Origin of the sequence: Blautia sp. MSJ-36, from assembly GCF_018917985.1 — a bacterium.
Taxonomy (GTDB): Bacteria; Bacillota; Clostridia; order Lachnospirales; family Lachnospiraceae; genus Blautia_A.
In genome coordinates this window covers 161,918-168,246 of the sequence record NZ_JAHLPQ010000005.1, presented here as the reverse complement: position 1 = coordinate 168,246, position 6,329 = coordinate 161,918, and the positions used below count along the sequence as shown (strand labels likewise).

General features: G+C 41.3%; 5 protein-coding genes and 1 rRNA gene. 5 read left to right on the top strand and 1 reads right to left on the bottom strand.

Going from position 1 to position 6,329, the window contains the following annotated elements:
* From KQI39_RS06190 to KQI39_RS06175, 4 genes are all read left to right on the top strand, one after another.
* Positions 1-221, top strand: a 23S ribosomal RNA gene (locus KQI39_RS06190); the annotation flags it as partial.
* Between the two features lie 454 nt (positions 222-675).
* Positions 676-1,287 carry an ECF transporter S component gene (locus KQI39_RS06185; protein WP_148448061.1) on the top strand — a complete coding sequence of 204 codons (612 nt, stop codon included), beginning with the start codon at positions 676-678 and terminating at the stop codon, positions 1,285-1,287.
* A gap of 275 nt (positions 1,288-1,562) precedes the next feature.
* Entirely contained in the window at positions 1,563-1,985 is a 423-nt protein-coding gene (locus tag KQI39_RS06180; RefSeq protein WP_148448063.1) for a MarR family winged helix-turn-helix transcriptional regulator, read from the top strand.
* A 94-nt stretch (positions 1,986-2,079) separates the two neighbouring features.
* On the top strand, positions 2,080-3,363 hold the full coding sequence (locus KQI39_RS06175; protein WP_216417237.1) for a cytidylate kinase family protein: 1,284 nt from the start codon (positions 2,080-2,082) through the stop codon (positions 3,361-3,363).
* A gap of 154 nt (positions 3,364-3,517) precedes the next feature.
* On the opposite strand, the gene KQI39_RS06170 is transcribed toward KQI39_RS06175, so the two are convergent.
* Positions 3,518-4,558, bottom strand: a complete 1,041-nt coding sequence (locus KQI39_RS06170; RefSeq protein WP_148448067.1) for an AraC family transcriptional regulator — start codon at positions 4,556-4,558, stop codon at positions 3,518-3,520.
* 237 nt (positions 4,559-4,795) lie between these two features.
* On the opposite strand from KQI39_RS06170, the gene KQI39_RS06165 reads away from it, so the two are divergent.
* Positions 4,796-6,217 (top strand): MFS transporter, encoded by a 1,422-nt coding sequence (locus tag KQI39_RS06165; protein WP_216417235.1) that lies wholly within the window; start codon positions 4,796-4,798, stop codon positions 6,215-6,217.
* The last annotated feature ends 112 nt before the right edge of the window (positions 6,218-6,329 follow it).

The following is a 6,329-nucleotide window of genomic DNA, read 5'->3' as shown; positions in this document are numbered from 1 at the left end:
GACCGCTGGTGGACCGGTTGGCTTGCCAAAGCCATGGCCGGGTAGCCAAGTCCGGAAGGGATAAACGCTGAAGGCATCTAAGCGTGAAGCCCCCCTCAAGATGAGATATCCCATTCTTAGTGAAGTAAACCCCCTTGAAGACGACGAGGTAGATAGGGCAGAGGTGGAAGTGCAGTAATGCATGGAGCTGACTGTTACTAATCGGGTGAGGGCTTGACCAACTAGCCGAGGAAGCGGGCAGGATGTAGCAGAAATGGGGCGGAGCAAGCTTGCTTGTGGAGAACCATTTATGATGCAGACTGAACATTTGCGAAGCAAATGACATCGAACGACGGAGTCGTGAGATGACCACCGCTGGAGTAGCCTAAAAAAACAGGCGATGCAGCTTTAGCTGCGAGCCCGTGAAAAAAAGGCAAATCGGCACGCAGGTAAAACTTGATTCAAAAAGATTAACCATCAACAAACATGTATGTAGTTTTGAATATACAATACCAAAGAAAGTGGCTAAAACAGCCGCTTTTTTTATTACCACAAAAAACTGTCCCCTAAAAAAACATAAAAATTGCCCCTTGTAATACACCCAAACAAGCAGTACCATAACACCCGTGTTATTACATTCATACACTAAATTATTCACACACTAAAGTAATAACAAAACACGAGAGGGGAATTATTATGAACACACAGAACAACACAGTAGTCAAACTTGCAGAAACTGCATTATTAGCAGCTTTATGCTACGTATCCTTCACATTCCTGCAGATCAAGATCCCAGTACCAGGCGGAGATGCAACATCTATCCATATCGGAAACGCATTCTGTGTACTGGCAGCACTGCTTCTGGGCGGTGTATACGGAGGCCTTTCCGGAGCAATCGGAATGGGAATCGCAGACATTATGGACCCTGTTTACATCACAGGAGCACCAAAAACTTTTGTACTGAAATTCTGTATCGGTCTGATCGTAGGTCTTGTAGCACACAAAGTTGCAAAGATCAACGAAAGTACAGATAAGAAATATGTATTCAAATGGAGCGTGATCGCATCCATCGCAGGACTGGCATTTAACGTAGTAGCAGATCCTATCGTAGGATATTTTTACAAACAGTACATTTTAGGACAGCCTCAGGAGCTTGCACAGGCACTTGCAAAAATGAGTGCGGCAGCAACCTTCATCAATGCAGTGGTATCTGTAATCCTGGTAGCAATCATCTACAACGCAGTACGTCCGGTACTGATCAAGAGCCATCTGATCACCGTTACCAACAACAAGAATCAAGTTGCATAAAACAACATAACACAAACTTATTAACAGAAAAAACATTAAACAGTGAAATGGAAACGAATATCCATTTCGCTGTTTTTTTATGCAGGCAGAGGATCATTTTATTTATACGTTTGTCCTTACGATTTTTCCTATATTTTGTGCAGACTGAAATAAAAAAAGCTCTCTTTTTTGTACAGAATTCCAACATATTTTAAAAATAATATTGACATACGCCATCAATATAGTTATAATTCTAAACGTTTGAATTATAACTATTAAAAAAGGGAGAAAGATATATGAACGATTCCTTTCACTATCTGTCCATGGCAAACCACATGATGGTCCAGAAAAAACTGATGGAACAGCTGAAAGATACAGGCCTTACCCTGGGTCAGCCCAAAGTCCTGGATTACCTGAAAGATCACGACGGCGCCAGCCAGAAGGAAATTGCGGCAGGATGCCTGATTGAAGCAGGATCCCTGACATCGATCCTGAATCGTATGGAAGAAAAAGGGTTGATCGAGAGAAAAATGCTTAACGGAAACCGTCGTACCTTTCATATTTTTATGACAGAATCCGGAAAGAAAAATCAGAAGCTGGTAGAAGAAACTTTTGAAAAGATTGAAGAAACGGCCTTAAACAATATTTCAGAAGAAGAGCAGAAAGTATTTATGGAGATATTTCACAGGATCTACAGAAATCTTGCTGAGATAAAATAAACAGGCGGAGGTCCGCTTTATGATAACCGGATAATGGCTGCATAGGCATAATTATCCGATTAAAATCTGTACAACGAGGAGGAGACAAAAAATAATGGAGAAACTAAAACGATACTTGATATTTCTGGTGGGACTGTTTGTAAACTCCCTGGGAGTCAGTCTGATCACCAAGGCAAACCTGGGAACTTCACCGATTTCATCGATTCCCTATGTGTTAAGCCTGAATTTTCCATTTACACTTGGAAACTTTACCATTTTTTTCAGTATTTTTTTGATCGTGCTGCAGCTGATCATCCTGAGAAAGAACTTTAAACTGGAGCACATCCTTCAGATTCCGGTATCCATCATATTTGGATATTTTATCGATCTCACCATGATCCTTTTTTCCTGGGTCAACCCGGAAGCGTATGTCATGAAGATCGTATACCTGCTCATCGGATGTCTGATTCTTGGTGTCGGTGTATATATGGAAGTTCTGGCAGACGTTGTTATGCTTCCTGGAGAATCCTTTGTCCGCGCCATTGTCCTCACATGGAAAACAAACTTCGGAACAACCAAGATCTGTTTTGACGTATCCATGGCAGTGATCGCTGCAGTACTTTCCTTCGTATTCGCAGGAAGACTGGACGGCGTGAGAGAAGGTACGGTTATCGCAGCCCTTCTGGTAGGCTTTATTGCCAGACTCATCGGAAAGAAACTTGCATTCCTGAAAGACATGATCTTCCTGGAAACAGCATCTGTGGAAAACGAGAGCGAAGCAAACGAGCAGACAGCAGGAACTTATGGAAAAAATGTCATCGCCATTGGAAGGCAGTTTGGAAGCGGTGGCCACGATATGGGCAAGGCACTCGCAGAAAAGCTGGGCTACGATTTCTATGATGCAGAGATCATCCAGATGACAGCAGGAACCACAGGCTACACACCGGAATTCATTAAGAAAAATGAGGAGATCATGACAAACAGCCTTCTCTACGATCTGGTCAATCAGATGTATCTGAACACAGATATGCAGGACGAAGCACCGAAGGACAAGATTTTTGAAGCAGAATGTCAGGTCGTACGTGATCTTTCGGAAAAAGGCAGTTGCGTCATCGTAGGCCGCTGTGCAGATTACGTTCTCAGAAATTCCGCAAACTGCCTGAAAGTATTCTTCTCCGCGCCACTGGAAAGTAGGATCAAAAGAGTAGCAAGGAGCCAGAACATCTCCGAGAAAGAAGCAAGAGCTGTTGTCCAGAAAAACGAAAAACTCCGCGCAGACAACTACCGTTATTACACACGCCGTATGTGGGGCGCAGCAGGAAATTTTGATCTCAGCCTGAATACAGATCTGGGTGAAGAGTATATTGAGAGCTGCATCCGCGGTGCTATGAAACTGTAAAAACATAGAAAGCCTTATTATATTTGCTGTAAATAGTATAGTTACTCAAAGACTGGCAATTTAAAAAGTCAGATTTTAGGACATATCAGACCTATCATTTACAGTAATATTATAAGGCTTTTTCTTTTCTTACATATAGAAACACATACAGGTTTTATAAGGTATTCCGGTACTCCGCAGGCGTCATATGGAACTTTTTCTCAAATATTTTGTAGAAGTGTGTAATGTTGGAATAACCGATTTCTTCCATAACAGCAGTGACGGAACGGTCCGGCTGTTTTAACAGCTCCGCCGCTCTGGACAGGCGGATATTCTGGATAAGAGAGGAAAAAGTCTGTCCTGTATAGTTTTTCAGGATTCGGGTCAGCTGCCGTTCGCTGTAATTAAAAAAAGAAGCCAGCTCCGGAAGGGTGAGCGTTGCGTAATGAAGTTCAATATATTTTAGTATAAAAATAATATTTTTTTCCTGCTTCTTTCCTGCCGGGTTTGGTACGATCATGTTTTTCTCATGGTTTCTGAGAAGACAGATAAAGAAGATTTCAAGCAGAGCGTTTATCATAGAAGGACTGTACCGTTTTTGCGCCCGGTATTCCTTCAGGATTTTTTTGAATAAATTTACAAGCTGTGGGTCCTTTCCGGATTTAAAATACAGATAAAACTGAGAACCGGGAGAATAAAGTGCACGGCTGAAAAAATCATGTAAAGTACCATATTTAGGAAGCGAATTTAAGAATACAGCTTCAAAAGTCTGGCTCTTTATCAGAAAATTATAGATCACGCAGTCATCGCTAAATGCACTTAAAGCATGGATGATGGAAGGTGCCACAATACAGATATCACCAGCCTGCATGGAAATCGTATGAGAAGTAAATATATTTTCACAGGTTCCACGAAGCACATAGATCATCTCAAAAAAAGTGTGAGAATGTAAAAACGCAGGAGAATATCGGTTGTGGCGGAAAATGATCGTATCTTCATCAGAAGGAAGAATGGTTTCATCCAGAGCATTTCCCGGATGATAAGTAAAACCGGCTGCTGCATGGGAAGATGCTTCCGGACAGAGTTTTTCTATTTCTTCCACTGTATGTGCCTGGTCCAGATGAGCCTCCGGATATTCCAGAAAAATCCGTTTATAAAATATTTCATCAGGTTCCATTTCAGGAATCAGTTCTGTTAAACTTTTGTATTCTTTCATAAAATCACCTAAATTACTTGTCGACAAGCTTCAACAGGAAACACATATATGTCCGAAAAGGATAAACTATATGTCGTTTAAAGACGTTATCCTGTTCCCTTATTTCTGATAATATCACTATCAACAGGAAAACACAAGAATGACAGAAGGTGATAAATAAAAGTAATTTTATAAGAGCAGAAAACACGGAAGATGCAGAAAACCCATCAAAAGAAAAAGGGAAAAGGAGAAAGAGATATGTTTAGTTTGGCAAGTAAACACAACGATCCCAATGCCAGCCTGGCATGGAGCGAACGTATCGGTTACGGAACAGGCGGATTTGCCTTTAATATGATCAATGGTATCATTGGTTCTTTTCTGACGATTTATTTTACCAGTACAGTAGGACTGAACGCAGGTATCATTGCCACAATTTTTGCAGTATCCAAAATCTTTGACGGAATCTCAGATGTGATCGTAGGACGTATGGTAGACCGTACAAAGTCAAAACTTGGAAAAGGCCGTTCCTGGCTGTTACGAATGTGTATTCCATTTGGAATCACCACGATGCTGTTGTTTTTTGTACCGCAGAACTTCCCGGAAATGGCACAGTATGTATATATTTTCCTGATGTATAACATTGTAAATGCTGTATGCCTTACAGGAATGCTGGTACCGTATTATTCCATGATCTCATTGATGACAGCAAATCCTTATGAGAGAGGATTTCTTGGAAATATCCAGCAGATTTTCCAGACACTTGGAAATGTAGTTGTAAACTCAACATTTGTTACCTTACTTGGAATCTTTACAAGCAGTACAGAAACCATTTATACACAGAGAGCATTTACGATCACAATGTTAATCTACTGCATCGCAATGATCGTAATTACTTTCTTCAGTGTTTTCTCAACAAAAGAGAGAATACATTCTGCTGAAAGCGCAGAGGAAGATACTCAGAAATCAGCAAGTGCAGGCAGAGAAGCAGGCACATGGGAAACTGTAAAAGCACTTTTTAAGAACAAATACTGGGTGATCGTAACAGTTGCAAGTTTTGTAGTATTTTTCGTAATCATCATGTATGCAATGGGAAATGTATATTATTGTCAGTACGTTCTCTATGATATGGGACAGTACAGCTGGGTATCCAACTCCATTTCCATTGCACAGTTTGCAGTCATGTTTGTAACACCTGCATTTATGAAAAAGTTTGGAAAAACAGCTGTTTATGAAGCTGGAATGGTAGTTATGGGACTTGGATTCCTTGGATTCGCTGTTTTCAGCGGTTCCAGCACGATCGTAATGATCATCTTCAATGTACTGAAAGGCTGCGGCGTTGGGATGGCCGGCGGTATGGCACTTGGAATGGTTGCAGATACCATTACATACGGAACAAAGAAAACAGGAATTGATACCGTTGGCCTTGGAAATGCCGGTGTTTCTGCAGCACAGAAGATCGGTCTCGGACTTGGAACAGCTGTATTTGGCTGGGTTCTCAATGGTGCAGGCTATGACGGATCTCTGGATGCACAGGGCATCGCACAGCCGGAAAGTGTTTCCACAGCAATTAACTTCCTGTACAACTGGCTGCCATTTATCATGGTAATCGCTATCTTTGTACTGATGGTAATCCTGTATCATTGCGAGAGAGATTTAAAGAAAATGGAAGCAGCTGAATAAAGCTGATAAATAAATAACTGAGAAAAAGCAGAGAAAACTGCTTGCGCCTCCGAAAATTAGACATACATTCTAGTCTTTGGGGGCGTTTCTGAAGTTGTGATCGTGGATATTC